Annotated in this window: 5 protein-coding genes; 1 reads left to right on the plus strand and 4 read right to left on the minus strand. The window is 60.5% G+C overall.

What is annotated here, in order from left to right:
• Positions 1-193: 193 nt before the first annotated feature.
• Entirely contained in the window at positions 194-709 is a 516-nt protein-coding gene (locus P1K89_RS33210; RefSeq protein ID WP_284620819.1) for a hypothetical protein, read from the plus strand.
• A 133-nt stretch (positions 710-842) separates the two neighbouring features.
• Here P1K89_RS33210 and P1K89_RS33215 read toward each other — a convergent pair whose 3' ends face one another.
• The 4 genes from P1K89_RS33215 to P1K89_RS33230 all read right to left on the minus strand — a co-directional run.
• Positions 843-1,148, minus strand: coding sequence for a hypothetical protein (locus tag P1K89_RS33215; RefSeq protein ID WP_284620820.1), 306 nt, complete (start codon positions 1,146-1,148; stop codon positions 843-845).
• A gap of 295 nt (positions 1,149-1,443) precedes the next feature.
• Positions 1,444-1,860, minus strand: coding sequence for a hypothetical protein (locus tag P1K89_RS33220; protein ID WP_284620821.1), 417 nt, complete (start codon positions 1,858-1,860; stop codon positions 1,444-1,446).
• A gap of 182 nt (positions 1,861-2,042) precedes the next feature.
• Positions 2,043-2,417, minus strand: coding sequence for a VOC family protein (locus P1K89_RS33225; protein WP_284620822.1), 375 nt, complete (start codon positions 2,415-2,417; stop codon positions 2,043-2,045).
• A gap of 137 nt (positions 2,418-2,554) precedes the next feature.
• A partial coding sequence (locus tag P1K89_RS33230) for a hypothetical protein (protein WP_284620823.1) occupies positions 2,555-3,120 on the minus strand: 566 nt, incomplete at its 5' end.

A 3,120-nucleotide genomic window follows, 5' to 3' on the forward strand; every position in this document is an offset into this window, starting at 1 on the left:
GAGAGCTCAACGACAGGCCGAGAAAGGTTCTCGGATTCGACACGCCTAACGAGGCGTATGCTCGGTGGTGTTGCGCTTAGTTTGGCAATTCGTGAGGCCTAACGTTTGAGGTAACGCGCCCGTGCCAACAGGGGGCTTGGGGTGCGAGGCCGATGATAGGCCTGACCGGCCTCGCGCCCCAAGGCGCCTGCTGGTGCGGGTCGCGTTGACCGAAGGGTTAGGCCTCACTGCGCTTGGCAAGCAGGGGCGCGCATTGTCACTGGCGCCGCCGAAGAAGCACCCCGGAGTGCAGGATGAGCGGGGAATCGCCTTCTTGCTCACTTGCTCTGATTTCTTCCAGAACTTGCCACTGAAGTCTTCCGTTCTTGACTTGTGCGACGCCCATGACTACGGCCCTGTTCCGAGTGCTGGTGACTACCAGCACCGCCTTGCCATTGAGAACTACACCCTTTACGGTCTCTGGTCCCCCTTCGTTCTGCCGCCCGCAGCCAGCGGTAACCATAGTGTGGCTGCCACGAATTCGATTGCCCTCTTGGGAGAGTTCGAAGCTTGCGCCTCCGCACTGAACCCCATTCTTGCGTTGCTCTGCGTTTCGAAGGTCGATGTCCCAAGTGCCCGCAAACCCCTGCGCATGAACGGTAGTCGAAGCGACAGAAGTGAGAAGCGCCAGCGCAACGCGTGGGAGCATGTCGTGAGGCCTAACGTTTGAGGTAACGCGCCCGTGCCAGCAGGGGGCTTGGGGCGCGAGGCCGATGATAGGCCGGTCGGACTCGCGCCCCAAGACGCCTGCTGGTACGGGTCGCGTTGACCGAAGGGTTAGGCGGCGCCGGTAGTCGAGACGGTTACGACCAGTGGCCGGTTCGGATGGCCCAGGTGGAGAGCGCCGCGAACGCAAGAATGGAGACTAGACCGGTGACGCGAGCAACCTTTGCGGTCTTGCGATCTCTTGGCAACGACCAGGTGCTGTCTTGGACGATGACAGCCGGCCAAGTGAGCGGGTAGTGCCACTTGAACGGTAGGCGCGTTTCGGGCTGCTTTTGTCTCTTGTTCCAGCGAACCGTGAGGACGAGCATCGTGACCATGAAGACCACCATGCACACCCACACGAGCGCGAGTCCACTGAAGATCAGTGCTTTCAGTATCTGCACGATGCGTTGTGTCTTCTGGTGTTAAGCCTCAACGGCTGATTCGCTCCGTGTCTGCCTGCGCCGCCTAACGTGCTTTGTACGTCAAGGTTGCCATAGGTCCCCGCATCTTGCCAGCGATGGACACATGTCTTTGGGCTGTTCTCGGGGGCGTCAGCCCCCGAGTCTTGGGGGTGAGGCCTAACGTTTGAGGTAACGCGCCCGTGCCGGCAGGAGGCTTGGGGCGCGAGGCGCAGCATACCCCTGGAAGCCTCGCGCCCCAAGGCGCCTGCTGGCACGGGTCGCGTTGACCGAAGGGTTAGGCGTCATTGCGACTGCCAGATGCGGCGCCTACTTGAACCAGAAGCTGACGCATGAGCGGCGTGACGTAGAACTGCTCCGCCGAGCGGGCGTTGTCTTGAAGAGCCCAATATTGCACCGTTGGTCGATGCAATGTCATTCTGGCGGAGAGGCGTTGTTCGAGTTGTTGACGAGCAAGGGCGAAGCCGGGCGTGTGGTGGAGGTCCTCGACGCACTGGACCAAGATTTCCATGAGTGAGAAGCGTTCCCCCTCAGTCAGTTCTGCTGCGTCATAGCAGGCGATGAACTCAGCAAACCTGTCTCGATCAGCGACCTCCCACTCCCAATCCTGCATTTCGCTCGAGTATGGGAGGCCGAGTCGCTTGGCGAGCGCTACGCGCGAGTCCGAAGACGGGAAGCGGGCCGTGAGGGACATGACGCCTAACGTTTGAGGTAACGCGCCCGTGGCAGCAGGACGCTTGGGGCGCGAGGCGGATGATAGGCCTGAGGAGCCTCGCGCCCCAAGAGGCCTGCTGGTACGGGTCGCGTTGACCGAAGGGTTAGGCCTCAGTTCGCCGCGAGGGAGCGCGGTGCAGTTCGAGCACGAAAGCGGCAAAGCTACGCGCCCGTGGGTGGTTGACGAAGTATCCAACCATTGCCATCGGGATCAGTGAACATGGCGTAGCGCCCCCAAGGTTCTTGTTTGATTTCTCCAATGTCCAGACCCCGGGACTTCAGTGCCACATGCTCGGAATCAATGTCCTCAGTGTTCACCATTACACCTTGGAGCCCGCCTGGTTTCATGGTGTCAAACCACGTGACGAGCGCGATCGTAACGTTTTGCCCTTGGGGAGCAAGCTGAATCCAACTCATGCCCGGCCCCATAGGTTCTTCGCGAATCAGGCTGAAGCCCAAGACATCGCGATAGAAGAGCTTTGCCCGTTGCTGGTCACTCACAGGCACCGAAATGATTTCAAAGCTGTGGATCGCCATGGCGGTCTCCGAGTGAGGCCTAACGTTTGAGGTAACGCGCGGACAGCGGCGTAGCGCTTGGCCCGCGAGGCGGATGATATGCACGGCTGCCTCGCGGGCCAAGTGCTACGCCGATGGCCGTCGCGTTGACCGAAGGGTTAGGCGTCGTCGTCGAGGTCATCGTCTTCGATGGGGCTTGCGCAGAGATCTTCGACAGTGGAGTGCATTTCGATGACGAACCACTTGCGAAACATTGCCAACGTTCTGCGCTCAGGCCATGCGGACTCATCGGTATGCCAACCGAACAGCTCGCGTTCGAAGACCTCGGCGAAGACCTCCTGCAACACCTGGCGTTGCTCGGCTTCCGACTCGTACTCTGGGACAAGATAGACAGTCTGTTCGCCGTCGGCGGATGGCAAGAGACCAGAATCGTCCAGAGAGGCGGCCCAGTCAAGAAATGGCCGGGCTGGGCGAACGATCAGAACTGCGCGATTGAGCATACGGTGTAGCTTGGAGGAGTGTTGCCAGCACTGTACCCGCGAGAACGACAAGACCGGCCTGAGTGAAGCGAGGCTGCGAGCGCCGGCGTTGCCAATCGACGGGCGGATTGCCAGGCGAAGTGCAACACCTTTGCGAAGGGGGGCGGTGAGTTGGAGACTAGCCGCTTCTCTTCGGGCAGGAAGGGTTGCAGCATGGAGTATCACCAACTCACCTACAGGGAACG

The sequence above is a fragment of the Aquabacterium humicola genome (genome assembly GCF_030167915.1).
Taxonomy (GTDB): domain Bacteria; phylum Pseudomonadota; class Gammaproteobacteria; order Burkholderiales; family Burkholderiaceae_C; genus Pseudaquabacterium; species Pseudaquabacterium humicola.